Here is a 24,954-nt window from a genome sequence, read left to right as displayed (position 1 = left end):
CTGGAAAGAGCCGGGCGGCCTTTCGCATGTAACTTTATCATCGCCCTGATACATGGGCTTGCCCTCAAACCTCAAGGCTTCTTCATCACCTGTCCGTTGACTGTCACCGTCCGGTCTTCGTCCATAGTGATGTCCCAGCGGAGACGGCCGTCCGGGTCGGTCTTGGCAAAACCCTTGGCGGCCAGCAGGCTGAAGGAAACACTGTTCAAACGAGGCTGAGCCTTGGCGGCCTCCTGAAGTGCTGCAACCGTTTTGTCGAAGTCCCGCGCCAGGATCGTCGCCTGTAGCGAAATGCCGGAATGCGGCTTGGTCGAGCCCTTCAGCGCGCCGGAAACCTCGACGTCATACACGTCAGACTTTGCGCTGATCTTCGGGAACTCCAGCGTTCCGTAGCCGCTCGGGAACATCGTGCGTTTCAGGGCCTCGCTGGAAACCGGCGTCGCCCGTGTTGCAATCGAATCGAGCCCGGCATCGATGAGACCGGCAAAGTTGATATTGGGCACGCCGAGCCGAACGTCCAGCGCCGCGGGCAGGAAGGGCGTAAAGGCAGCCGGCACGAGATCGGCATCGGGGGTGAACTGTTCGGCCCTAAGCTCCAGATTGACGTTCGAAACCTTGGTCAAACCGTCCATCTTGAAACTGTAATCAATGCGCTTGACGCCGACCTTACCCCTCTCCGTCGCTACCAGCGCATTGTTCACCGTCACGGTCTTGCCGAGCGAACCGAAAACCGGCAGGGCCTGATGGACCAGCTGCTCGAACTTCTCGCTGCCGCTTTGCGACAGCTGCTTAGCCTTTACGTGTTGAACGAAGAAACGGATGAGCGCGCGCAGATCCTTCACCGGCAGGCTTGTCGCTGTGACATTGGTATCGACGCTATCGGCGCTAAAAATGATGGGCGAAGCGTCCGAACGCCCAGTGAACTGCTCACGCAAGCGCTGCAGCGTTCCTTGCAATTGCAGGTCGACCTTGCCAGCTTCGCTGCTGTCGGTAACCGTATGAGCAAAGGAGGCGCTGTCGATTGTCGCATCGATCTTGCGCCCGCTTTTCGGGCCGCTGCCGGCACTCGAAAATTTCATGCCACTGCTCTTGATGCCTATCGACCGCATCATTTCAATGCCAGGATCGAAAATGCCGTCGAAAGAACTGGAGGCGATCGAATAGGCAATATCCGAGGTTGGCGAATGCAGGGCGACGTCGAGGCTGTTGTCGCCCGTCAGATGCCACCGTCCCTGTTCGACCGGCTGCGCAAATAGCGACAGCGGCTTGAAACCCGTGACCGAAAACGCATTCGAATTGATCTTGTCGAAGAATTTCGCGAGATCGTAGGTAATCTCATATTGGTCACCGGCCGGCTTGACCGTCACGAAATCGCTGCGGGCAAGGTCCTGCGAAAGCGAATGGGTCAGGATGCTGCGGAGTTCCTTGGCTCCTTGCTCATTGACGTCGGCAGCCTGTGATGCGCCAGCAAGACCCATGGAAAAAACCGCGGCGGCGATTGCTCCGGAACGCATGCCCGACCTCTCCTTCTGACGCCAATCGATTGGATTCGACTGTTGATGGGGCCGAGGGTATATGTCAAGGCGTTGATAGACATGGCACCTCAGGCTTGTTCGCGGCAGTTGCAATGTCACCACAAGGCTTCGCATTCGGGGGTGCTTGCACCTTTGGCCGCTTTGTATTATACGCCACGCGTCCGCGTAGACACCCTTGGAGGCAACGCGGATGAGGCAGGGCTCGCCCTCCTCCAGTTCAATCGATACGGCGTATGACCGAGCGAATGAACTCTCCAAATAACCTCGAAAGGAATAGCTATGAGCCACGAAAGCTACGAGCTCAAGGCCGAGGCGCGCGAACGGGTTGGTAAGGGGTCCGCCCGTGAACTTCGCCGCAATGGTCTCATTCCCGCTGTCATCTATGGTGACAAGCAGGCCCCCATTTCTATCGCTCTCAACACCAATGAGGTGACGAAGCGCATCCACGCCGGCGGCTTCCTCACGACGATCGCAACGATCGACGTCGGCGGCAAGAAGATCAAGGTTCTGCCGAAGGACTACCAGCTCGATCCGGTCCGTGACTTCACGGTTCACGTCGACTTCCTGCGCGTTTCCGGCAACACGGCGGTCACCGTCGAAATTCCGGTGCACTTCGAAAACCATGAGAAGTCCCCGGGCCTCAAGGCTGGCGGCGTGCTGAACATCGTTCGCCACGAAGTCGAAGTTCATTGCCCGGCCGATGCGATCCCGGAATTCTTCACCGTTGACCTCTCCGGTCTGAAGAGCGGCGACAGCGTCCACATCTCGGCTGTCAAGCTGCCGAAGAACGTGACCCCGGTCATCGCCGACCGCGACTTCACGATCGCAACGATCGTTGCCCCGGCAGCCGGCCTTGCGGAAGACGAAGCAGAAGGCGGCGAAGAAGCCAGCGCCTGATTGGCACCTTCGACCTGAAGCATTGAAACCCGCCTCCCTCGGGACGGCGGGTTTTTTCATACTCGAGAATAAATATTAGAGAAAGTAAAAATAAGAACGTCTTGGGTCTATACTATCGTTGATTTCTATTAACCCCACAGTTTCAGCAACATTTAACGGATTCATGAAAACCTGCGCGAAAGAGTTGTAGAAAGCGGCACCCCTAAAATCCGCTGGTCTATGACCGGGGAGCTAACGGAACTATGAGCCATTCGGTCGAAAACAGGTTTTTCGCGATCGTTTGCGGTGCGCTGCTGGTTTTCGTAGCGCCGCTCTTCATCCTTTTCCTTTTTCTCTCGTCCGAACGCGCCGAAAAGGAAATCAAGGATCACATAACCGTTCTCCTCGTCGCCAATGCCCAGGCCCTCGCAAAGCCGCTATGGGACCTCGACGAAGACAGCGTCACCCAGATCAGTGCGACCACCGTTGCCGAAGGCGCGATCGTCCGTGTCAACGTCCGCGATCTTTCCGGCCAGCTCGACGTCACGCAATCGACCATCCCGAAATCTTACAAGGGCAATCTGGAGTCCGTTGACCGGCCAATCATCTACAACGGCGTCGACGGTGCGAAGCGGCTTGGCACCATCACGGTCTATTATCCTCAGCTCGGCCTGTTCGACGGCCTGAAGAGTGAAGAGATCGTCTTCATATCCATCTTCATCTTCGCCGTTTTGACGGTCTTCGGTGCGGCACTGATCGGCAATCGCATCTTCGTCATCCAGCCACTGATGCGGTTGACGCATGCCATCGAGGCTACGCGAAGACTCGGTTCGCGTCATCATGTGGACTGGCAGTCGAATGATGAAATGGGCCGGCTTGCCAGCAGTTTCAACGACATGCAGAGCAAGCTGCAGCGAGAGGAAAACGAACTGAAGCTGGCTCATCGCCGGGCGACGGACACCTATAATCTGACGCCCGCCATGCTTTTCTCGCTAGACAAGAATGATTGCATCGCTGCCGTCAGCGACTATTGGCTCGCGGCCACAGGCTACGATCGCGCCGAGGTGATCGGCCGCGAGTTTGCAAGCTTGATCCTGCCGGATTCGCGCATGCAATATATCGAGCGCAAACGCGGCAATCCCGACAGTGCCGCCCGCCTCGCCGTGACGGTGAAATTCCTTTGCCAGGATGGACGGATCATGGATGTCCTGATCCTCGAAACGACTGCGATCCAGGACGGTCTGTCGCTCTCCGTCATGACCGACGTTACCGAACTCAAGCAGTCGGAAGACCGCAATCTGCGGCAGGCGATTACCGACCATCTGACCGGCCTTCTCAACCGCCAAGGCTTCGAGAGCGCGCTGGACGCAAAGATCAATGAAGCCGATCTGCGCAGGCGTGAGCTCGCCTGCCTCTTCATCGATCTCGATCGCTTCAAGTGGATCAACGATAATATGGGCCATGCCGCCGGCGATGCGGCACTGCGCGAACTGGTGTCGCGCCTGCAGAAATGCCTGACGCCGGGCGATATTGCCGCGCGCCTCGGCGGCGACGAATTTGCCATGCTGCTGCTGGCCGAGAATGCGGAAGCAAGAGCGATCGACATGGCGGCCCTTATTGCCGAGGCCTTCGAGGCACCCTTCATCGGCGATGCCCGCCTCAGCGCCAGCATCGGCATTGCGATCTACCCGCGTCAGGCCGCCAACGCGGCCGAACTGCTGCTGAAATCCGATATCGCCATGTACGCCAAGAAGCGCGATGGCAAGAACGGCGCACAGATTTTCGATAACGGCATGCTGGATGATTCCCGCCGCCGCGCCGAACTGGAGAACCATATCGAAACCGGCCTCAGCGAAGACTGGTTCGAAGCCTATCTGCAGCCCGTCGTCAATATAGACGACCGCTCGATCGCCGGTTTCGAGGCGCTGATGCGTCTGCATCACCCTCAGAAAGGCATCCTGCCCCCTGGCCGCATCATCGAGGTCGCGGAGGAGACGGGTTCCATCATTCGCATCGGCAACCGCATCATGGAGAAGGCCATCGCTGATTTTGCTCGCCTCTCTCGGATCGAGGGCATGCAGGATACCTATCTCGCCATCAACTTCTCGCCGCTGCAGTTCGAGCAGGAATTGCCGCTGCGCATTGCGGCTTTGCTGTCACGATACGAAATCGCCCCCCAGCGCATCGTCGTAGAAATCACCGAGGCCGTCCTCATGGATGACAATCCGGAGACGCGTATGGTCATCAACGAAATCTGCCGCTACGGCTGCCGCATCGCGCTCGACGATTTCGGCACGGGCTATTCCTCGCTGAGCTATATCAACCGCTTCCCGGTCGATATCATCAAGATCGACCAGTCCTTCATCCGCGCGATCAACGATACCGCCTCCGATGTCAGCGCCAAGAGCCGCATGCTGGTCGAAAGCATCACTACGCTGTCGCACAAAATGAACTGCACGGTGATCGCGGAAGGCGTGGAAACCGAGGAGGAATGCGCGACCCTGCGCGCCATGGGTATCGACTATGGCCAGGGCTATCTGTTCTATCGGCCGCTGCATCCGGACAATCTGGTGAGGACGCTGGTCGGCTCGCACCAACATCACCCTTCCCCCGTAGCACAAGCGTCATAGCGATGAGGAACCGCATGCGAAAACCGCTGCTTATGATTGCTGCCAGTCTGTTTTCGCTCACGCTTTTCTCCTCCGTCGACGCCGAGACGATCCATTTCACCACCGAGGAATATCCGCCCTTCAACTATCGTGAGGGTAAGACCGTAGTCGGAGCGACCACCGACCAGGTGCGGAAAGTGATGACCGATGTCGGCGTCGACTATACGATCGACATCATGCCGTGGGCGCGAGCCTACAATCAGGCGCTGATGGAACCTATGACCTGCGTATTCGTCGCAGCTCACAACGAAGAACGCGACAAGCTCTTCAAATGGGTGCAGCCGGTGCTGATCGACCGTAATGTTTTGATCAAGCATAGCGGCTCCGGTGTTACCGCCGGCAACATCGCCGAAGCCAGGAAATATCTCGTCGGCACCTGGCGAGAAGATTATACGGAAGCGCTCCTGCACCGGAACGACTTCCCGCGCATCGACGTCGGCAGCGACTTCAAGGCCGCGCTCAAGAAGCTGATGAGCGACCGTATCGACCTGATGCCGATCTCGGAATTCTATTTCGACAAGTTGCAGAAAGAGGGCAACGCCGTGGAAAAGGTGACCCTTCTCTCGCAACAGCCCATGGGGATCGCCTGCCACAAGGATTTCCCCAGTGATCTCCTGAACAGGATGCAGGTGGCTCTGAATGCGCTGATTGCCGACGGAACGCAAAAGCGGATTTTCCTGAAGTACGGCCTGCACCTCGGCGACTGACCGCATCCCGCCTTGACTTTGCCGTCAAATCGCTGTGGTGAAGGACATCGGCATTTTCGAAGGGGTGAAGCGCATGCTTCTCATCGCGGGCCTCGGCAATCCGGGCGCCAAGTATCAGGGCAACCGCCACAATATCGGCTTCATGGCCGTGGATACTATCCACCGCCGCCACAGCTTTTCGCCCTGGTCGAAGAAATTCAAGGCGGAGATTGCCGAAGGCGAACTCGGCGGCCAGAAGGTGCTGCTCATCAAGCCGCAAACCTTCATGAACCTCTCCGGCGAAGCCGTTGGTGAAGCCATGCGCTTCTATAAGCTGCAGCCGTCCGATCTCGTCGTCATCTACGACGAACTCGATCTGCCGGCCGGCAAGGCGCGACTGAAGACCGGCGGCGGCCATGGCGGCCATAACGGCATCAAATCGATCGACGCCCATTGCGGCAAGGCATACCGCCGCCTGCGGCTCGGCATCGGTCATCCCGGTGCCAAAGAGCTGGTGCACAATCACGTTCTCGGCGATTTTGCCAAAGTGGACAGGGACTGGCTTGATCCCCTGTTCGATGCGCTCGCCGACAATGCCGACATGCTGGTGCGCGGCGAAGATTCGCAGCTGATGAACAAGATCGCACTTGCCCTCGGCGGCAAGGCGGAAGACGAGGCACCCAAGCCGGAGAAAAAGGCGCCCGCCAAGTCCCACATTCATCAAGCCCGCAATCAGATCAAGCCGAAGATTCCGGAAACCGGTCCCATGGCGGAAATGCTGAAGCGGATGTTCGGCAAGAAGGACAATTGAGATGCCGGAAATAGCGCGGGAAAGCGCGGCGGATATCGTCATCCGGTCGGTCGCGATGGCGGACCTGCCGACGCTGCTTGCACTTTACCGGCACCTGCACATGGAAGATCCGATACTGGACCTAAGCTTGGCGGAGAGCCGCCTTGCGGAAATCCTCGCGCATCCCGGCATGACGATCTTAACCGCCTTTGACGGCGACAAGGCGGTCTCCTCCGTGACGCTGACAGTCATCCCGAATCTCACGCGGGGCGGCGCGCCCTATGCCCTGATCGAGAACGTGGTGACCCATGCCGACTATCGCCGGCGCGGTCTTGCCGGCACGCTCATCCATAAGGCGTTCGCAAGTGCCTGGGAGGGGAACTGCTACAAGGTCATGCTGCTGACCGGGTCGAAAAATCCGGCAACACTGCGTTTCTATGCCAATTGCGGCTTCAAGCAGGACAAGACCGGCTTCCATATCCGCCGGCCCGCGCAGTGAAAAACGGCCGTTCCTATTCTTCCGGTTCGGTCGTGAACATCAGCGGGAAGCCGGCGCTCTTTGCGAGATCGACCGCCTCCTGCGCCTTCGTCTCGGCAATATCGCGCGCGCAGACCATGACCACGCAAGTGCCGAGCTTATGCGCGGTCATCATGACGCGATAGCCGGTCTCCTCGCTCATACGGAAGACGGCCTTCAGCACCATGATGACGAATTCCCGCGGCGTATAATCGTCGTTCACGAGAATGATCTTGTAGAGCTTCGGCCGTTCGACCTTCGGCTTCGTTTTAGTCTTCGGTTTCAGGACAACATCATTGTCACTCATCGGCATCACCGTTGACGACAGGGGAAAGAGGCTTTGGGCTAATAGCGAAATTATAGTGCAGCGCACTACACGGTTCAAGGACGACAGCACCTCTCAGGTAATACAAAGGAGTATTCGCGCCACTTCTGCCTCTCTTTCGGCAGAAAAAAGCTTCCTTGCCCGCACAAGACTTGACCCGCAACGACCCTTCCCCCATAGGCACAGCAAAGATTTTCAAGATATGGACAAGGTGCCATGGGTTTCAAATGCGGTATCGTCGGGCTGCCGAATGTCGGCAAGTCCACTCTGTTCAACGCGCTGACCAAGACGGCGGCGGCGCAGGCGGCGAACTATCCGTTCTGCACGATCGAGCCGAACACGGGTGAAGTGGCCGTTCCCGATCCGCGCATGCGCAAGCTCGCCGACATCGCCAAGTCGAAGGAACTGATCCCGACCCGCATCTCCTTCGTCGATATTGCCGGCCTCGTGCGCGGCGCATCGAAGGGTGAAGGCCTCGGCAACCAGTTCCTCGCCAACATTCGCGAAGTCGATGCCATCGTGCATGTGCTGCGCTGCTTCGAAGACAGCGACATCACCCATGTCGAAGGCCGCATCAATCCCGTCGCCGATGCCGAAACGATTGAGACCGAGCTGATGCTCGCCGATCTCGAGAGCCTCGAACGCCGCACCGAGCAGACACGCAAGCGCGCCACCGGCAAGGACAAGGAATCCATGGCGATGCTGCCGATCATGGAAGCCTCGCTGAAGCTGCTTCAGGATGGCAAGCCGGTGCGCACGCTGCTGTCGAAGCTCGATGCCGAAGAGATCCGCATCCTCAAGAGCCTGAATCTTCTGACCTCGCACCCGGTGCTCTATGTCTGCAACGTCGCCGAAAGCGATGCCGCGACCGGCAACGAGCACACGGCAGCCGTCGCCGCCATGGCCAAGGAGCAGAATTCGGAAGTCGTCATCATCTCCGCCGCCATCGAGGCGGAAGTGGCACAGCTGCCGGACGAAGAGGCAAAGGAATTCCTTTCCGCGCTCGGCCTCGACGAAGCTGGCCTCGATCGCCTGATCCGCGCAGGTTACAAGCTCCTGCACCTCATCACCTATTTCACGGTAGGCCCAAAGGAAACGCGTGCCTGGACCATCGAACAGGGCACGAAGGCTCCGCAGGCCGCCGGCGTTATTCACTCGGATTTCGAGCGCGGCTTTATCCGCGCCAACACGATCGCCTATGACGATTACATCGCCTACAACGGTGAAACCGGCGCCAAGGAAGCCGGCAAGGCACGCGACGAAGGCAAGGAATACGTCGTCCAGGACGGCGACGTCATCCACTTCCGCTTCAACACCTAATGGCTTTTATCTTGCCGGCGCCTATCTCAACGCCGGCAATCTCGCCTGCAGACCGGCAGGCAGGCGTCGCACGACGATGCGCCGCAGATCGGCCCAGCCGATGCCGATGACCAGCACGACCAGACCGACAATCATCAGCACCAGGAAGCCGACCTTGTCGAGCCCGGCATTGTTGTGCCCGAGGATGGCTGCCGTCGCGAGGCCGAGCGATACGAGGCCGGCGGTCACGAAAGCGCGGCGATCGATGACGAGCCCGATCAGCATCATCACCAGCACCGCCACGAGGACGGTCACCGCCTGCAGATAGCCCCCGAAGAGGGCATCGGTGAGATTGGTGAAGACGATGCCGCTGCTGGCGAGTTCGAGGCGCAAGGCCAAGAGGATCGTCGAATAAAGCAGAGCCGGCGCGGTTGCGAGATGCAGCCAGAAGGCCACGTCGGACCGGCGCGTAACTCTCTGCGGATCGCTGAGATCATAGCGCATTGCCAATGCAAAGCTGCCAAGCGCGGTCACCAGCAAGATCATCATCGTCTGGATGGGATAATCCGCTGGCACATTCGAAGAGCCAGTTACCGTGCCGGCGATATAAAAGACCGCGGCGAGAAACAAGCCGAACAGCGAAAACAGGAATAAGGCCAGCGACAACGGCACGCGGTAGCGCCAGTAAAACAATGCCAGCGACAGCGGGAATGGCGCGACCAGGACGATTGCGCCGATCGTAAAATTATTGCTCAGCGTCGGTGTGGAAGTCACATAGCTCACCACCATGTAGAAAACCCAGACGACGAGCGCGACGGTCAAGACCACGGCCGGAAGCGCCAGCCGCTGTCGGCGCACCAGGATCTCGGCGAGGACGACGATTGCCAGCAAGGGCGCATAGCGGTTCGCCAGCCCCCATAGCCCGATGAGCAGAACGATGAGACCGATGGTGATGAGCACATCGTGAAAGCCTCGTACGAAGCGCGGCGCTTCCGTATCCTCCAGAGGGTTGGGATCATCCGGAAAACGGGATGCCGAGAGACCCTGTCCGGTCGGCAACGCACCGATGTTCTTGTCCGCCAGATAGGGCAGCAATCTCTCGGCCTGGCTGGACGAAATGATCCCCGCGCCGGCTGCCTCTTCCAGTGCGACTTTGAGTTCGCTCATTCTAGCTCTCATACCATCTTGCTACGACCCAAGCCTCAACATATCGCCGGCATACAATCAAGGGCTGTCGGCGGCCAATAGACAGTCATCGCCGTCCCTTCCTTATATTGACCGTGAAAATGCTTGCGCCAGCACCGCGGGCCATGCGATTGCCGATAAACGAGAGGTGGAGGACGACAGAAGATATGACGAAATTCGTCTACGAAGACTTCCAGCCGGGACGAGAATTTCTGCTCGGCCCAAAACATGTAACGGCGGCGGAGATCATCGAATTCGCTAGCGAATTCGACCCGCAACCAATGCATCTGGACGAGGAAGCCGGCCGTGCCAGCATTCTCGGCGGCCTCGCCGCTTCCGGCTGGCACACCTCGTCCATGTTCATGCGCATGATGTGCGACTCCTATCTCCTTGCCACCGATGCGCAAGGCGCGCCCGGCATCGATTTCATGGAGTGGAAGAAGCCGGTTCTGGCTGGCGATACCCTGTCGGGCCGATCGATCGTCGTCGAAGGCCGTCCCATGCGCTCCCGTCCGGGTATCGGTATCGTCACGTTCCGCCATGAGGTCGAAAACCAGCGTGGCGATCTCGTCTGCCTCGGCCAGAATGCAGTGATGATCCGCATGCGCGCTGGCGCGGAGGTATCGGCATGAAGATGAGCGAACTCTATGCTGTCGGAGAACGTATCGAGATCGGCAGCCATACCTTCACGCCTGAGGGCATCGTCCATTTTGCCTCGCGCTTCGATCCGCAAATCTTCCATATGGACGCGGAGGCGGCCAAGCACTCCTTGTTCGGCGGCCTCTGTGCCTCGGGATGGCATAGCTGCTCCATGTGGATGCGCAGCTTCGTCGATTACTGGAAGTCCGAGACGGCAAGGCTGATCGCCGAGGGTAAGACGCCGCCCACTCTCGGCCCCTCGCCCGGCTTCAAGAAGCTGCAATGGCTGCGGCCAGTCTTTGCCGGCGATACCATCAGCTATGGCGTTGCGATCCTTGGCAGCCGCGCTTTGGCGTCGCGCCCCGGCTGGACGCTCTACACACTCGCTTGTGACGGAAGCGGGGGGGCCTTAAAAACCGGCCCCGCCAATCTTCGGAACGCGGTCAGTGACCGGAAAATTCCACCAGTGTGTGAACCGGCACGTCAAGCTCCTCGAGCTTCCTGCGACCGCCAAGGTCAGGCAGGTCGATGACGAAGCAGGCGGCAACCACTTCGGCGCCTATCTGGCGCAGAAGCTTCGTCGCGCCGACGGCCGTTCCGCCCGTCGCGATCAGGTCGTCGACGAGGATGACCCTCTCACCCGGATTGACCGCATCACGGTGCATCTCCATCTCATCGACACCATATTCCAGGCTGTAGGCGATGCGGACGATGTCGTGCGGCAGCTTGCCCTTCTTACGGATCGGCACGAAGCCGGACGACAGCTGATGCGCCACCGCGCCTCCGAGAATGAAGCCGCGTGCTTCCATTCCGGCAACCTTGTCGATCTTCGTGCCGGCGTAAGGCTGCACCAGCGCATCGACGGCACGGCGGAACGCCCTGGCGTCGCCAAGCATCGTCGTGATGTCGCGGAAGATGATGCCGGGCTTGGGGTAATCCGGAATGGAGCGGATGCTGGCGGCAAGCTCCGAAGCGATAGTGTTCATCAAATATAGTCTCTCAGGCTGTGATAGGGCCGGCTGCACCCTATCAATACCAGGGCGCTATACCAACAGAAAAGGCGGCCTCGCCGGGCCGCCTTTTCTGGATCGTTGTCCCGATGCTCAGTGAGCGCCGGCCTTGGCATAGACGGAACGCTTGGTGAGATAGATCAAGATCGAGAAGATCAGCAGGAATACCATGACCATGAAGCCAAGATGCTTACGATCTTCCAGATGCGGTTCGGAGGTCCACATCAGGAATGCGGAGACATCTCGCGCATATTGATCGACCGTCTGAGGCGCGCCGTCGTCGTAGGTCACCTGACCGTCCGAAAGCGGCTTCGGCATTGCAAAGGTCGCAGCAGCATCGAAATACGGATTGTAGTGCGAATTCTGCGGTACGGTGAAACCGGCCGGCGGATCCTCATAACCGGTCAGCAGCGAGTAGATGTAATCCGGGCCACCTTCCTGATACTGCGTGAAGATGTCGAAGATGAACTGCGGGAAGCCGCGCTCGATTTCGCGCGCCTTGGCAAGCAGCGACATGTCAGGCGGCACGGCCCCGTTATTGGAGGCGGCGGCAGCCTCGTCATTCGGGAACGGCGAATTGAAATGGTCAGACGGAAGCGCCTTACGGGTGAACATTTCACCCTGAGGGTTCGGGCCATCCTGCACTTCGTAATTGGCAGCAAAGGCCTTCACCTGTGCTTCCGTATAGCCGAGATCTTCCAGCGTGCGGTAAGCCACCAGCTTCATCGAATGGCAGGCGGAACAGACTTCCGTATAGACCTTGAGGCCACGCTGCAGCTGCGCCTTGTCATAATAGCCGAACGGGCCGGAGAAGGTCCAACGCTGCTCGCGCGGCTCCTTCAGCGGATAGTGCGGCGTCTCTGCTTCTGCGGCAGGCTTCGTTTCCGCAGCGATCACGGCTGCGGTCGAGAAGCCGCCCATGAGCGTCAGGGATAGAAGGCCGACAACAAGTTTTTTCATCGTTTTCTTCCTCTATCGCCGGTTATGCTTGAACCGAAGCGGCAACTTTACCGCCCTGTTTCTCAAGAACCGCTTCCGTAATCGAATTTGGAATGCGCCTCGGTGTCTCGACAATGCCGAGCACCGGCATGATGACGAGGAAGAAGAGGAAGTAGAACAGCGTCGCAAACTGCGCAGCCGTGGTGTAGATGCCTTCCGCGGGCTGCGAGCCCAGCCAGCCGAGCAGGATGGCATCGGCGATGAACAGCCAGAAGAACAGCTTATACCAGGGGCGATAGACGGCCGAGCGGATCTTCGACGTATCGAGCCAGGGCAGGAAGAACAGCACGATGATCGCGCCGAACATCGTCAGAACGCCACCAAGCTTGGAGTCAATCGGGCCGATGTTGAAGGTGATCGAGCGCAGCATTGCGTAGAACGGCAGGAAGTACCATTCCGGAACGATATGAGCCGGCGTCTTCAGCGGGTTGGCCGGGATGTAGTTATCGGCATGACCGAGGAAGTTCGGCAGGTAGAAGACGAAATAGGCGAAGACCAGCAGGAAGATGGAGACGCCGAGCGCATCCTTCAGCGTCGCATAGGGCGTGAAGGCGACAGTGTCGGTCTTCAGCTTGACTTCGACGCCGGTCGGGTTCGTCTGGCCGGTCACATGCAGCGCCCAGATATGCAGGATGACGACACCTGCAATCATGAACGGCAGCAGATAGTGCAGCGAGAAGAAGCGGTTGAGAGTCGGATCATCGACGGCGAAGCCGCCGAGCAGGAAGGTCTGGATCCAGTCGCCGACCCACGGGAAGGCCGAGAAGAAACCGGTGATAACAGTCGCACCCCAGAAGGACATCTGACCCCAGGGCAGTACGTAGCCCATGAAGGCGGTCGCCATCATCAGGAGGTAGATGATCACGCCGAGAATCCAGAGGATTTCGCGCGGCGCCTTGTAGGAGCCATAGTAGAGGCCGCGGGCAATGTGCAGATAGACGGCCACGAAGAAGAAGGATGCGCCGTTGGCGTGCATGTAGCGCAGCAGCCAGCCGTGATTGACGTCGCGGACGATCTTTTCGACCGAGTTGAACGCAATCGCAGTATTGGCCGCATAATGCATCGCCAGCACGACGCCGGTCAGGATCTGCAGGATCAGCATAACCGCCAGCATGGCGCCGAACGTATAGGCATAGTTCAGGTTGCGGGGAACCGGATAGGCGATGAAACTGTCGTAGACCATACGCGGCAGCGGAAGCCGCGCGTCTACCCATTTTTCGAGCCCTGTCGATGGCTCGTAAGACGAATGACCACTCATGATTCAGCTCCCCCTCAACCGACCTTGATCTTCTTTTCCGACGTAAACGCATATTGCGGGATGAAGAGGTTCTGCGGCGCAGGCCCATGGCGGATGCGACCGGCGGTATCGTAGACCGAACCATGGCAGGGACAGAACCACCCGCCATATTCACCTGCCTGGCCGAGCGGAATGCAACCCAGATGGGTGCAGACGCCGATCATGACGAGCCAGTTTTCCTTGCCTTCGCCGGCCGAACGGGCAACGTCGGTTGCCTGTGCATCGGACGGAAGATTGGCGTTGCGAGCGATCGGATCCTTCAGGTCCGAAAGCTGTGTGCCCTTGGCATCGTCGATTTCTTTCTGCGTGCGGTTACGGATGAAGACGGGTTTGCCACGCCACTTCACCGTCAACGACATGCCTGGCTCAAGGCTGGACACGTCGACCTCGATGGAAGCAAGAGCAAGCGTCGATGCATCCGGGCGCATCTGGTCGATAAACGGCCATGCGACCGAAACCGCACCAACGGCGCCAGCCATGCCTGTCGTCAAATAAAGGAAATCGCGGCGCGTAGGCTCGCCTGTGGATTCACTTGTCGTACTATGCTCGCTCAACGCTGCACATCCTCTTCCCGCAAACCACGGCAAAACCGTGGTACCCCTCTCACTAACGGCGAATCATCGCGACCATAATTCCGCCATAGATTCCTCCGTAACCCGCTGCGTTCTAAGCTTGATCGCAAATTATGTCCAGTCTTGGCAAGGGGTCAGGGCACAATGTCGCGGCAAAACTGCGCTATTGCGTCACAAGGCTGGAGCTTGAACTCTTTCAGCACCGATGCGAAAAGTTAAACCCATGAAAAATCTGGGGATTTCTGTAGTATTTTCTTATATTGCAAGGCAAAATAGACAATGATTTCAATGCTGCATTGCGGAAGGCAGCGCAGTATCGCCACTTTCGCCACTCCGCGGGACCTGCGCTTTACCACTTAAATCCAAATGGATTCTCCCCGGGATTTATGGAGGATTGCACTCGTTGTCTTGCGCATACGAAGCAGCAAAAACGAAGCACGAGAACTTCTCATGAGACACACGATTTATTGCGTCCTATGCGTTCTCGCCACACTGGCGGTCGGCACCCTAGCCGCACGTTACGTCGCCAATTCCTGGCTGCTGGCCTTTTTCGAAAGTCTGCAAACCCATATAAGCCTGTTCGCGATCCTGCTCGCTTTGGTCGCATTCGCCTTCAAGCGCCACTGGTATGCGCTCTTCCTGACCGCCGCCGGAATCATTCTGCTGGTCCACTCCGTCCTCATGCTACAGCAATACAGCACGTCTTCGCTCGTCGCTTCGGCTGAGGCAAGTGGAGAGCATTTCAGGTTGCTCTCCTTCAACATCCAGGACAGCAATTTCGAAAACGGCCCTAGCATCGCCGATCTTATCATCGCCTCGAAAGCCGACGTCGTCGAAATCTTCGAGGCAGGACCGATCTTTTCCGAGATGGACCGCATTTTGAAAGTCTATCCTAACCGCATTGGGTGCGGCGTGATGACCACCGATTGCGATTCGCTGCTGTTGTCGAAGAGACCGTTCCAGACCCAACTCATGCGCAGCCTCGGTAGCCTCTGGGACAATCGCTTCATTCTCGCCGCCATCGACATGGACGGCCAGCCCGTGAACTTCGCCTCCGTTCATCTGAGCAAGCCTTATTTCGATGCGTTCCACCAGATCGAGCTTGGTCTCCTCGCTCCGGCCCTTAATGACGTGAAAGGGCCGTTGATTCTCGCCGGAGATTTCAACGCCTCGGTCATCACGCCCGATATGCGCGGCTTCCTGGCGGCAACCGGCCTCCGCCATGCCTTCCCCGAGCCCGCCACATGGCCGATTGCTGCTGGAGCCTATGGGATCACCATCGATCACGTCTTCGCCCGCGCGCCGCTTCGGCTGATATCCGTGAGGCAGATCCGCGACGCCATGGGCTCGAACCATTTCGGCCTGATGACGGAATTCAGCGTGCCTCGGCAGAAGTGATCCGGCGGGTTTCAGGGTGGCTCAATCGGCATCCGCCGCAATGAAACCGCCGGACTGACGTGCCCAGAGTTCGGAATAGAGGCCGCCGCGAGCGATCAGCTCGTCATGCGTCCCCTCCTCGATGATCTCGCCCTTGTCGATGACAACAAGCCGGTCGAGCTTGGCGATGGTCGACAGCCGATGCGCGATCGCAAGCACGGTCTTGCCCTTCATCAGACCATCCAGATTGGACTGCAGCACGGCCTCGGCTTCCGAATCCAGCGCGGACGTCGCCTCGTCGAGCACGAGAATGGGCGCGTCCTTCAGCATGACGCGCGCGATCGCGACGCGCTGGCGTTGGCCGCCTGAAAGCTTGACACCGCGCTCGCCGACATGGGCGGCATAAGCGGTGCGCCCCTTCTGATCCTCGAGAGCGGTGATGAAGCGATCCGCCTCCGCCCGCCGGGCCGCCTCCACCATCTGTTCGTCGGTGGCTTCGGGCCGACCGAAGAGGATATTGTCACGGATGGAGCGATTGAGGAGAGCGGTATCCTGCGTCACCATGCCGATCGCGCTGCGCAGCGACTCCTGCCTGACGGCGGCGATATCCTGTCCGTCGATCAGGATGCGCCCGCCCTCCAGATCGTAGAAACGCAAGAGCAGATTGACGAGCGTCGTCTTGCCTGCTCCGGAGCGGCCGACGATGCCGACCTTTTCTCCCGCGCGTATGTTGAGAGAGAAATTGCCGATGATGCCGCCGCCGCGCCCATAGTGAAACGTCACGTCGTCGAAACGAATTTCAGGCCCGGTGACGACCAGATCCTTGGCATCAGGCCGATCGACCAGACCGATTGGCTCGGAGATCATTTCGGCCGAATTCTGGATAGTGCCGAGATTGCGCATGATGGCATTGAACTGCGACATCATCCTGCCGAAGAGCATGTTCAGGCGCAACACCATGCTGAGCGTGAAGGCGACGCCTCCAGTCGAGATTTCACCCGCCAGCCAGAGATGGACGGCGAGCGCGCCGATCGTGGTGATCATGACGCCTGACAGCAGCGCCAGCGATGAGCGCACGCCGGTCAACAATCGTGTGAACGGCATGACGGCCGCCTGGAAGCGGTCGAAACCATTGCGGATGTAATGGTCGTTCTCTTCTTCGCGGCCGAAGAGCTTCAGCGTCTGAATATTGGCATAGGCATCGACCATGCGGCCGTTCAGCATCGAGGACGCTTCGGCCGCGTTACGCGCATGCCGGCGGATGCGCGGCACGAAATACCGCGCAAGCAGAGAGAAGACGCTGATCCAGACCGCGATGACCAGCGCCAGCCGCCAGTCCAGCCCGCCGACCAGCGCGATGGTCGATGCGGCATAGATGATGATGAACCAGACGACCTGCAGCAGCGAGACGACAAGATCGCCGGTTGCCTGCCCCGCCGACCAGACCTTGGTGACGACACGGCCGGAGAAATCGTTCTGGAAGAATTCGACGGATTGCCTCGCCACATGGCGATAAGCCTGCCAGCGCACAAGATTGAGGAAGCCCGGCACGACCACCTGTTCCTCGACCAATGCGCCGAGGCTGACGACCACGAAGCGCACCACGAGTACAACGAAAACCATGCCGAGCAGCGCCGCGCCATGGCCGGCAAGTAGCCCTGGCCACCCCTCACCCGGTTTCACCTTGTCAAGGATGTCGACGAGATGCCCGACGAACCAGAACAGCGCCGCCTCAAGCATCGCGACGGCACCGCCGAGTGCCGCCATCGCCAGGAAAGGTCCCTTGGCCTGGCCGACATAGTACCAGATGAAGGCACCGAGCGACCGCGGCGGTCTAAGATCACCGCTGCGATAGTAGGGATCAATCCAGGTCTCGAACAGACGGAACACGGAGCGGATGAACATGCCAGCGATATAGGGAGTTTCGGTGCGCCGGGAAAGTAAAGGGAGGCTGCGACAAAGGTTACATTTTCGTTAGGCTGGAGACCCCATGCCTTTGATGGGACGATCAGTTGGGATAACGGACGACCCGCAATTTCATTCAAGACCGGAGAACACGACACCTCGATATTGCCTCAGGCCATTATCGAGAGGAATCCATGCTTGCCATTTCCCCACGCACATCGGCGCGACGCATCGACAGCCTCCGTCATTCGCCCGTAGCTGCCTCACAACGAACGGGCGGATCGGGCATTCCCCCGCACAAAAATATCACTCCGTCGTGAGGACAATCATATGAGCATGGAATTTCTGTTAACGACCCTCATCATCGTGGCGTCTCCCGGCACCGGCGCAATCTATACGCTTGCGGCTGGATTGTCGGGTGGCATGAGGGCGAGTGTGGTCGCCGCGTTCGGCTGCACACTTGGCATCATCCCGCATTTGCTCGCCGCGATAAGCGGCCTTGCCGCACTTCTGCACGCCAGCGCGACGGCATTTCAAGCCCTCAAATGGCTCGGGGTCGCCTATCTGCTTTACATGGCTTGGTCGATGTTTCGAGAACGAGGTGACTTGCGTATCGACGGCGCGCTAACCGACAGGAGCGCGCGACAGGTGATTGGCTCGGCAATCCTGATCAACCTGCTCAATCCGAAATTGTCGATCTTCTTCTTCGCCTTCCTGCCTCAATTCGTGACCCCGGATCAGACAAGTCCAATCACGCTGATGCTGAAGCTCAGTCTGGTCTTCATGGCGCTCACCTTCATCATCTTTGCAGCGTATGGTGTGTTCGCGGCCTATCTGAGCCGCCATATCGTCTCAAGTCCGACTGTTCAGTCGTGGATGCGCCGAAGCTTCGCGACCGCATTCGGAGTGCTCGCAGCGCAGCTTGCTCTTGCGAGCCGTTAGCTCGCAGCGTCGTCCTCGGGACTTCTTTGTTAGGATTTGGATTTCTGGAAAATAGTCGCTCAGGAAAATAGCAACTGGGGCGCCGTAGCGCCCCAGTTCTCCGGTTCATTACTGCGCTGCCGCCTCGACCTCTTCGTGGTCGGCGAGGAAGCCGCCGGACTGCCGACTCCAGAGTTCGGCGTAGATGCCGCCCTCCTGGACCAGTTCCTGATGCGTGCCCATCTCGATGATCCGACCCTTGTCGAGAACGACGAGGCGGTCCATCTCGGTCAGCGTCGACAGGCGGTGAGCAATGGCGATCACCGTCTTGCCGTGCATCAGCGCGAAGAGGTTTTCCTGGATCGCTGCTTCCACTTCGGAATCGAGCGCCGAGGTTGCCTCGTCGAGCACCAGGATCGGCGCATCCTTCAGGAAGACGCGGGCGATCGCGATACGCTGACGTTGGCCGCCGGAAAGCTTAACGCCCCGCTCGCCAACCTGCGCGTCGAGCCCGGTGCGGCCATGCATATCCACCAGACCTTCGATGAAGTCCCAGGCATTGGCGCGCTTGGCCGCCTGGATGATTTCCTCGTCGGTCGCCTCCGGACGGCCGTAGGCGATGTTGTCGCGGATAGAGCGGTGCAGCAGCGACGTATCCTGCGTCACCACACCGATCATCGAGCGAAGGCTGTCCTGCGTGACGCCTGCGATATCGTGGCCGTCGATGGTGATGCGGCCGCTCTCCAGATCGTAAAAGCGTAGCAGCAGGTTCATCAGCGTCGTCTTGCCGGCGCCCGAACGGCCGACAAGGCCGACCTTTTCGCCCGCGCGGATATCGAGGGTCAGATCCTCCATAACACCCTTCGCCTTGCCGTAATGGAAGCGAATGTGGTCGAAGCGGATCGCGCCCTGCTTGGCCACGATCGGCGATGCTGCCGGCTTGTCGACGATATCGTGTGGCTTCGTCATCATCTCCATGCCGTCGTAGACGGTGCCGATGTTTTCGAAAAGCGCAGAGACCTCCCACATCACCCACTGCGACATGCCGTTGACGCGCATCGCAAGCCCGATGGCGATGGCAATCGAGCCGACCGAGATCGAGCCGCTGAGCCAAAACCAGATCGACAATGCCGAGACTATGAACAGCGCCGCGCAGTTGTTGAAATAGACCGAGGCGTGGAACAGCGTCACCTTGCGCATCTGCTTGTGCACGGTATCGAGGAATTCCTCCATGCCGGCCCTGGCATAGGTCTCCTCGCGGCCCGCATGGGAGAATAGCTTCACCGTGGCGATGTTGGTGTAACTGTCGACCACGCGGCCCGTCATCATCGATCGCGCATCGGCCTGTTGCGCTGCGATCTTGCGCAGCACCGGCACAAAGTAAGCGACGATGGCGACATAGACGCCGAGCCAGAGCAGGATCGGGATCATCAGCCGCCAGTCGGCTGCCGCGATGACGAGGATCATAGACAGGAAGTACGTGAACACGTAGACGAAGACGTCGAGGATCTTCATGACCGTTTCGCGCACGGCAAGCGAGGTCTGCATCACCTTGGTGGCGACGCGACCGGCGAACTCATTGGCGAAAAAGGTCATGCTGTGGCGCAGCAGGAAGCGGTGCATCTGCCAGCGCGCGATCATCGGATAATTGCCGAGCAGCACCTGGTGCATGATGAAGCTGTCAAGGATTGCCGCAGCCGGCAAGCCGATCAGCACCATCGCGCCCATCCAGAACAGCTTGTGCCATTCCGTCTGCAGGAAGGTCGCCTTATCCGCATGTGTCAGCCAGTCGACGATATCGCCGAGGAACTGGAATAGCGCCACCTCACCGATCGCGATCGACATGGTAAGGATGCTCATGGCGATCAGCCATGGCAGAGCCGGCTTGGAATAATGCCAGCAGAAGGCGAAAAGGCCGCGCGGCGGAGTGTCCGGCACCTCGCTAGGAAATGGATTTAGTCGGCGTTCGAACCAGCTAAACATTGAAATGCTCCAAAGACTCGACCCTTCGACCACCCACTGCGCTGAAAGATCGCAGACTCATATGGTGGCCGGGTGATAAAACAACGAGGCCATGCCGGCCGCGCAATGACTTAAAGAAGGGGGGTACTTGCGAATACGCGCCTTGTAGCGCTCGTCAAATCCGTGGGTTCACGGCCTGGAGGCGCATTATCACAAACAAGATATCCATCTGTGCCTCCTTCTTTCGCAAGTTGTAGAGCGCCCGTCTTTTAGCGCGACTTTTCCTGTTTGAAAAGCGAAATATGCCTGAAAAATGGGCTGAATCCTTCAATTCTCTTTATGGGAGACATCACAGAAATGAAGGGCGCGCGAAAAATCTGAGACAAATCCAGGCGATTTCGCTAGTTGCAGCATATGACAAAACTGCGCATCGCCCTTTACCAACCCGACATTCCCGGCAACACCGGCACGATCCTGCGGCTCGCCGCCTGCCTCGGCCTCGGCGTCGACGTTATCGAGCCGGCCGGCTTCGACATATCGGACCGCAATCTGAAGCGCGCCGGCATGGATTATCTTGCCGCTGTTACCCTGACCAGACACGTCAATTGGGAGCGCTTCGAGGCATGGAGGCAGGAAAGCGGGCGGCGGCTGGTACTGGCCTCAACAAAGGCGGCCCAGCGCTACACGGATTTTGCTTACCGCGACGACGATATTCTCCTGTTCGGCCGCGAAAGCGCCGGCGTGCCGGAGCATGTGCATGAAAGGGCCGACTGTCGCGTGCTGATCCCCATGGTCGAGGGCCAACGCTCCATCAATGTTGCGATGTCGGCCGCCATGATATCGGGGGAAGCCTTGCGGCAAACGCAATGGCCGCCGCTTACCGCCCCGGGGCCGCCCCGAGCCTGAATGTCGCACCCGAATAGGCGTTGGCACGCCGGATAAAGTGTGAGAAGCTTCGCTCTGGAATGCTCTAACTCAGGCAGCCTTGGCGAGGTGACCCATGTTCCAGACGGCATTCACGCTTTCCCTTACGCAGTTCGCACGTACATTGAGCCTCCCCGAACGGCTCCAGCACTCCCCCTTGCGCAACCTTGCGCTTGAGGGCCTTCGCCAGCGGAACCTCGCTCTCGATGCGCTGTTCTATGACGTCAAGGTCATCACACCCGAGGAAGCCTTCTACATCAGTGACTCGCTCGCCGCCGAGGGTGCGATCCTGATCGTGCCGCCGAGCGGCCTTGGGGCGCTCACCCTTTGCGAAACCATCGATGAATTCGTCTTGCGCGGCGGCGGTAATGCCCGGGCGCTCGCAGTCGCCGGCATTGGCGGCTCCGCGCTCGGTGCCGCCGCCTTTGCCCGCAACGTGGCCGATGCGATCGACGCGCCGGTCGCGGTCGTCATCTCAGGCTACGGTATCGCCGACGCCATTACCGAAGTCTTCGGCGGATCGTTTTTCTTGGGTCATTTGAAGGGGCTCCGGCCGCTGCTTGAAAGCCTGGATGATCTTGCCGGCCGGCCGAAGGTTGGAGCGCAGCGCGATGGAACTGCTGCCCGCACCAGCCTGGATACCAGAACGGTGCAGGCGCTTCTTGCCGATCCCCGACTCTCCTTCCCTTTGCTGGCGGGCCACTCCAAAGGCAATCTGGTCCTTTCCGCTGCCCTGCATAACCTTTCGAAACAGGATGAAGGACGAGTTGCTGAGCTGGCGCGGCATACGAAGATCGTGACGATCGGCGCGCGCATCGCAATGCCTCCGGTATTCACCGGTGTCATCGATGTCATGGGCGGGTGGGACTGGTTCGGCGAGATCAATTCCCGACGGTTCATCCACGCCGATCAGCGCGTCGCGCATGCATGGCATCACACGAACACCGATTTGGCCGGCCACCTGCCGGTGACTATCACGCTGATGGAGATTCTCGCGGCATCGCCCATCGCCGAAGATCAGAAAGCTGGAGAACACCAGGCTGCAAAGCTCGGTGCCGCGGCCGAACCGGCGGCAATACCAGAGACAAAGTCTCCCTCAGCCCCTGCTCCGGGCGGCGGCAATACGACTGCGATCGAGAAGGTCAAGAAAGCTTTCTCCGCGATGCCGATGCCAAGCACTCAGCCGCCCGCGTTCGGCCCGTCGGATGATCCGCCACCGACCATGCCGCATTGAGCTCGCGACGCATCGTCAGCCCGCCTCGGAGAAACGGGAACACACTTCGAGGGTCATCACCCGTCCATGCGGGCGCCATGTCGTTCGGTTTCAGTCCGCCGATGGCAAGCGCCGCATGGTGAACTCGATGCGATCGCCGTCGACCTGACGCCAGCTTTCGACTTCGGTCCAGTAGGCAGCCTTGGGGAATTCGATGAACCATTCACGCGCCTTTTCGCGCGCTTCCGGGCGACTGAGACAAAAGGTCTCGCGAACGAATTCACTCTTTCCACCGGCGGGATGGTCCTGCCGGTAACGGAATATTCTGCGTCTCAACCCATCAAGGGGCGGCGGTCCAGGTATCCTCATGATAAAACCTCGCCTTTGAGAGAGGGAACATAATACCGCATTGTGAAATTTGCGAGTCGATTCTCCTGCGACGTTGCTGCACTGGCTGCGCCGCAATCTTGCTGATATTCCAACTGACGATACATACGGTGCGAATCGCGGGCCGCCGGCTGCTCGCACCGTCGGAGAGCATGAATGGAACGACCCAATCTTCCCAAGGGATTACCCGAGGATATTGAAGAAAAGAAAGAGGCAGCACGACACTGGTTCGAAGGCCTGCGCGATACGATCTGCGCGGAATTCGAGCAGCTGGAAAGCGAGCTGACCGGCCCGCTTTCCGACCAGGAACCGGGCCGCTTCGTCGCCAAGGACTGGCAGAGAGACAAGGGTCAGGGCGGCGGAGGCCGCATGTCGATGATGGAGGGACGCGTCTTCGAGAAGGTCGGCGTCCACACATCGACCGTCTATGGCGAATTCTCTCCCGATTTCCGCAGCCAGATTCCGGGCGCCGAGGAAGATCCGCGCTTCTGGGCTTCGGGACTGTCGCTGATTGCCCATCCCGTCAATCCGAACGTGCCGACCGTGCATATGAACACGCGCATGGTGGTGACGACAAGCCAGTGGTTCGGCGGCGGCGCAGACCTGACGCCGGTGCTCGATCGCCGTCGCACCCAGGAAGATCCCGACAGCGCCCTCTTCCACCGCGCCATGCAGATCGTCTGCGACCGTCACGCAGTCGCCGACTACCAGCGCTACAAGAGCTGGTGCGACGAGTATTTCTTCCTGAAGCACCGAAATGAGCCGCGTGGCATCGGCGGCATCTTCTTCGATTGGCTGCATTCGCCGGAAGAATCCGGCGGCTGGAATGCCGATTTCGCCTTCACGCGCGACGTCGGCCGCGCCTTCGCGATGGTCTATCCACGCATCGTCCGCTCCAATTTCAACGAAACATGGACGGAAGAGGATCGTGACGAGCAATTAATTCGCCGCGGACGTTATGTGGAGTTCAATTTGCTGTACGATAGGGGTACAATATTCGGACTGAAGACAGGCGGCAACGTGGAGTCGATCCTATCGTCTCTGCCGCCGGTGGTGCGCTGGCCCTAAGACACGTCGCGCAAAAGCAGGCGGCGATTTGCGATAACGACGCAGGGAAAGCCCCGAACTTCAAGCGCAGCGAACGAATCCGAAAGATTGCGATGCGCTTGAAACGTTCAACATTAAATGATCGGACGGTGTCCTGAAATCGGCGGGAGGAGTGCCTAAGTGATCTAATGCTCGTTTCAATCGGAGGAGGTTGTAATGGCAGCAGAGAAACAAGTCACGGAAGCTTCGAAAGAACAGAAACTTTCGCGCACAGTCGATAGTCCGGAGTTCATCATCCGACTGGCCGAGGATATGCGGACCCGCAGCGGGTCCGATCTGCCGCTTTCCTGCTTTGTGGAGCAGGTGAGAATGCAATTGGCAGGCAAATCACCGAGCGATATCGCCCGCTTCGCGGCCGATCGTTCGGCCAGGCAGCCGCCAATCACCCGATATCAATCGTCGGATTGCTTCAAATCCTGGGCAATGCCGGATTGATGTCCGGAAGAGAGCCGCCGGCAAGCGGGAGACTTGCCGGACGGCAGAAACCTTTTCTCGTTCGTGGCGTTTAGGCCTTCATGCCCTTTGCATGAAGGGACGGGAAATTATTGAGAAATGAGGAGGAAGATATGCGACTGTTTGAATGTGGTACGCTCGTGCCCGGTTGCGCCTGGCACACCCGCGCCAAGGATGACGCCGAGGTGGTCCGTCGCGCCGTCGAGCACATGCGCGAAGCGCATGGCGAAACCATCATCCGCGAAAACATGGTCGACAATATCAAGGCCCGGATTCGCGACGAGGCCAACGCGGCCTGATTGGCGG

Annotated in this window: 24 protein-coding genes and 1 pseudogene; 15 read left to right on the top strand and 10 right to left on the bottom strand. The window is 59.1% G+C overall.

Annotation, left to right across the window (positions count from 1 at the left end; translation table 11 throughout):
- Nucleotides 1-71 precede the first annotated feature (71 nt).
- Entirely contained in the window at nt 72-1,514 is a 1,443-nt protein-coding gene (locus tag PH558_RS03535; protein WP_285202217.1) for a hypothetical protein, read from the bottom strand.
- A gap of 300 nt (nt 1,515-1,814) precedes the next feature.
- On the opposite strand from PH558_RS03535, the gene PH558_RS03530 reads away from it, so the two are divergent.
- The 5 genes from PH558_RS03530 to PH558_RS03510 all read left to right on the top strand — a co-directional run bounded on the left by PH558_RS03530 (nt 1,815) and on the right by PH558_RS03510 (nt 7,055).
- The gene (locus PH558_RS03530; RefSeq protein ID WP_095435401.1) at nt 1,815-2,432 is read left to right on the top strand and encodes a 50S ribosomal protein L25/general stress protein Ctc; all 618 of its coding nucleotides are present in this window, start codon (nt 1,815-1,817) and stop codon (nt 2,430-2,432) included.
- Nucleotides 2,433-2,674: 242 nt separating this feature from the next.
- Complete coding sequence (locus PH558_RS03525) at nt 2,675-5,041, top strand: EAL domain-containing protein (protein ID WP_285202215.1); 2,367 nt, start codon at nt 2,675-2,677, stop codon at nt 5,039-5,041.
- Between the two features lie 14 nt (nt 5,042-5,055).
- The gene (locus PH558_RS03520) at nt 5,056-5,787 is read left to right on the top strand and encodes a substrate-binding periplasmic protein (RefSeq protein ID WP_483314115.1); all 732 of its coding nucleotides are present in this window, start codon (nt 5,056-5,058) and stop codon (nt 5,785-5,787) included.
- A gap of 73 nt (nt 5,788-5,860) precedes the next feature.
- Complete coding sequence (gene pth / locus PH558_RS03515) at nt 5,861-6,577, top strand: aminoacyl-tRNA hydrolase (protein ID WP_095436316.1); 717 nt, start codon at nt 5,861-5,863, stop codon at nt 6,575-6,577.
- A gap of 1 nt (nt 6,578) precedes the next feature.
- Nucleotides 6,579-7,055, top strand: a complete 477-nt coding sequence (locus PH558_RS03510) for a GNAT family N-acetyltransferase (protein ID WP_095435404.1) — start codon at nt 6,579-6,581, stop codon at nt 7,053-7,055.
- A gap of 13 nt (nt 7,056-7,068) precedes the next feature.
- On the opposite strand, the gene clpS is transcribed toward PH558_RS03510, so the two are convergent.
- Nucleotides 7,069-7,380, bottom strand: a complete 312-nt coding sequence (gene clpS, locus PH558_RS03505; protein WP_069612856.1) for an ATP-dependent Clp protease adapter ClpS — start codon at nt 7,378-7,380, stop codon at nt 7,069-7,071.
- A 234-nt stretch (nt 7,381-7,614) separates the two neighbouring features.
- Between clpS and ychF the strand changes: the two genes are divergently transcribed.
- Nucleotides 7,615-8,718 (top strand): redox-regulated ATPase YchF, encoded by a 1,104-nt coding sequence (gene ychF, locus PH558_RS03500; protein WP_285202214.1) that lies wholly within the window; start codon nt 7,615-7,617, stop codon nt 8,716-8,718.
- 21 nt (nt 8,719-8,739) lie between these two features.
- On the opposite strand, the gene PH558_RS03495 is transcribed toward ychF, so the two are convergent.
- Nucleotides 8,740-9,864, bottom strand: a complete 1,125-nt coding sequence (locus tag PH558_RS03495) for a hypothetical protein (protein WP_285202212.1) — start codon at nt 9,862-9,864, stop codon at nt 8,740-8,742.
- A gap of 185 nt (nt 9,865-10,049) precedes the next feature.
- Between PH558_RS03495 and PH558_RS03490 the strand changes: the two genes are divergently transcribed.
- Complete coding sequence (locus tag PH558_RS03490; protein ID WP_095435407.1) at nt 10,050-10,514, top strand: MaoC family dehydratase; 465 nt, start codon at nt 10,050-10,052, stop codon at nt 10,512-10,514.
- A pseudogene (locus PH558_RS03485) lies at nt 10,511-10,918 on the top strand (MaoC/PaaZ C-terminal domain-containing protein); the annotation flags it as partial. The gene PH558_RS03490 and the pseudogene PH558_RS03485, both read left to right, overlap by 4 nt.
- Before the next feature lie 46 nt (nt 10,919-10,964).
- Here PH558_RS03485 and PH558_RS03480 read toward each other — a convergent pair.
- The 4 genes from PH558_RS03480 to petA all read right to left on the bottom strand — a co-directional run bounded on the left by PH558_RS03480 (nt 10,965) and on the right by petA (nt 14,381).
- Nucleotides 10,965-11,507 carry an adenine phosphoribosyltransferase gene (locus tag PH558_RS03480; protein WP_095435409.1) on the bottom strand — a complete coding sequence of 181 codons (543 nt, stop codon included), beginning with the start codon at nt 11,505-11,507 and terminating at the stop codon, nt 10,965-10,967.
- Between the two features lie 117 nt (nt 11,508-11,624).
- Complete coding sequence (locus PH558_RS03475; protein WP_483314128.1) at nt 11,625-12,452, bottom strand: cytochrome c1; 828 nt, start codon at nt 12,450-12,452, stop codon at nt 11,625-11,627.
- A 61-nt stretch (nt 12,453-12,513) separates the two neighbouring features.
- The gene (locus PH558_RS03470; protein WP_095435411.1) at nt 12,514-13,788 is read right to left on the bottom strand and encodes a cytochrome b; all 1,275 of its coding nucleotides are present in this window, start codon (nt 13,786-13,788) and stop codon (nt 12,514-12,516) included.
- Between the two features lie 14 nt (nt 13,789-13,802).
- On the bottom strand, nt 13,803-14,381 hold the full coding sequence (gene petA / locus PH558_RS03465; protein WP_095435412.1) for a ubiquinol-cytochrome c reductase iron-sulfur subunit: 579 nt from the start codon (nt 14,379-14,381) through the stop codon (nt 13,803-13,805).
- Nucleotides 14,382-14,849: 468 nt separating this feature from the next.
- Between petA and PH558_RS03460 the strand changes: the two genes are divergently transcribed.
- A complete protein-coding gene (locus PH558_RS03460) occupies nt 14,850-15,797 on the top strand; it encodes an endonuclease/exonuclease/phosphatase family protein (RefSeq protein ID WP_285202204.1) in 948 nt (315 codons plus the stop codon).
- Nucleotides 15,798-15,818: 21 nt separating this feature from the next.
- Here the strand turns inward: PH558_RS03460 and PH558_RS03455 are convergent, their stop codons facing one another.
- Nucleotides 15,819-17,681 carry an ABC transporter ATP-binding protein gene (locus PH558_RS03455; protein ID WP_285202202.1) on the bottom strand — a complete coding sequence of 621 codons (1,863 nt, stop codon included), beginning with the start codon at nt 17,679-17,681 and terminating at the stop codon, nt 15,819-15,821.
- A gap of 330 nt (nt 17,682-18,011) precedes the next feature.
- On the opposite strand from PH558_RS03455, the gene PH558_RS03450 reads away from it, so the two are divergent.
- Nucleotides 18,012-18,623: a LysE family translocator gene (locus PH558_RS03450; protein WP_095435415.1), complete on the top strand. Its 612-nt coding sequence runs from the start codon at nt 18,012-18,014 to the stop codon at nt 18,621-18,623.
- Nucleotides 18,624-18,731: 108 nt separating this feature from the next.
- Here the strand turns inward: PH558_RS03450 and PH558_RS03445 are convergent, their stop codons facing one another.
- Nucleotides 18,732-20,585: an ABC transporter ATP-binding protein gene (locus PH558_RS03445; protein WP_285202200.1), complete on the bottom strand. Its 1,854-nt coding sequence runs from the start codon at nt 20,583-20,585 to the stop codon at nt 18,732-18,734.
- 393 nt (nt 20,586-20,978) lie between these two features.
- Between PH558_RS03445 and PH558_RS03440 the strand changes: the two genes are divergently transcribed.
- A complete protein-coding gene (locus tag PH558_RS03440; protein ID WP_285202199.1) occupies nt 20,979-21,470 on the top strand; it encodes a tRNA (cytidine(34)-2'-O)-methyltransferase in 492 nt (163 codons plus the stop codon).
- 94 nt (nt 21,471-21,564) lie between these two features.
- On the top strand, nt 21,565-22,722 hold the full coding sequence (locus tag PH558_RS03435) for a hypothetical protein (protein ID WP_285202198.1): 1,158 nt from the start codon (nt 21,565-21,567) through the stop codon (nt 22,720-22,722).
- A 90-nt stretch (nt 22,723-22,812) separates the two neighbouring features.
- On the opposite strand, the gene PH558_RS03430 is transcribed toward PH558_RS03435, so the two are convergent.
- On the bottom strand, nt 22,813-23,070 hold the full coding sequence (locus PH558_RS03430; RefSeq protein WP_483314114.1) for a hypothetical protein: 258 nt from the start codon (nt 23,068-23,070) through the stop codon (nt 22,813-22,815).
- A 174-nt stretch (nt 23,071-23,244) separates the two neighbouring features.
- Between PH558_RS03430 and hemF the strand changes: the two genes are divergently transcribed.
- The 3 genes from hemF (at nt 23,245) to PH558_RS03415 (ending at nt 24,947) form a co-directional block, all read left to right on the top strand.
- Complete coding sequence (gene hemF / locus PH558_RS03425) at nt 23,245-24,156, top strand: oxygen-dependent coproporphyrinogen oxidase (RefSeq protein WP_095435420.1); 912 nt, start codon at nt 23,245-23,247, stop codon at nt 24,154-24,156.
- A 195-nt stretch (nt 24,157-24,351) separates the two neighbouring features.
- Nucleotides 24,352-24,630, top strand: a complete 279-nt coding sequence (locus PH558_RS03420; protein ID WP_095435421.1) for a hypothetical protein — start codon at nt 24,352-24,354, stop codon at nt 24,628-24,630.
- A 131-nt stretch (nt 24,631-24,761) separates the two neighbouring features.
- Nucleotides 24,762-24,947 carry a DUF1059 domain-containing protein gene (locus PH558_RS03415; protein ID WP_075851104.1) on the top strand — a complete coding sequence of 62 codons (186 nt, stop codon included), beginning with the start codon at nt 24,762-24,764 and terminating at the stop codon, nt 24,945-24,947.
- Nucleotides 24,948-24,954: the final 7 nt, after the last annotated feature.

It is taken from the genome of Rhizobium pantanalense (assembly GCF_030182525.1).
Lineage (GTDB): Bacteria > Pseudomonadota > Alphaproteobacteria > Rhizobiales > Rhizobiaceae > Rhizobium.
Note: the sequence above shows the minus strand (reverse complement) of the source record. Positions and strands in the feature narration are given on the sequence as shown.